The sequence below is a fragment of the Streptomyces sp. BV286 genome (genome assembly GCF_019090165.1).
Classification (GTDB): Bacteria; Actinomycetota; Actinomycetes; order Streptomycetales; family Streptomycetaceae; genus Streptomyces.
Window position 1 is genome coordinate 1 of record NZ_JAHRIB010000017.1, and the last position, 294, is coordinate 294.

Sequence of the window (294 nt, forward strand, 5' to 3'; positions counted from 1 at the left end):
GTCCCCCCTGCAGTACCATCGGCGCTGTAAGGCTTAGCTTCCGGGTTCGGAATGTAACCGGGCGTTTCCCTCACGCTATGACCACCGAAACCCTTTCAGACACCCTGCCATAGGCAGAGCTGTGAACGGGCAGCGAACAAGCACACTATTCAATTGATTAGTGGAACTGTTCAGCCAGCACAACCGTTCGTTGTCTGGGAACTACACAGTGGACGCGAGCAACTGAGGACAAGCCCTCGGCCTATTAGTACCAGTCAGCTTCACCCCTTACAGGGCTTCCACATCTGGCCTATC

The 294-nt window shown here is 55.1% G+C and carries 1 rRNA gene; it reads right to left on the reverse strand.

The annotated features are described in order from the left end of the window. A 5S ribosomal RNA gene (gene rrf, locus KUF83_RS01690) occupies positions 1-89 on the reverse strand; the annotation flags it as partial. Between the last annotated feature and the right edge of the window lie 205 nt (positions 90-294).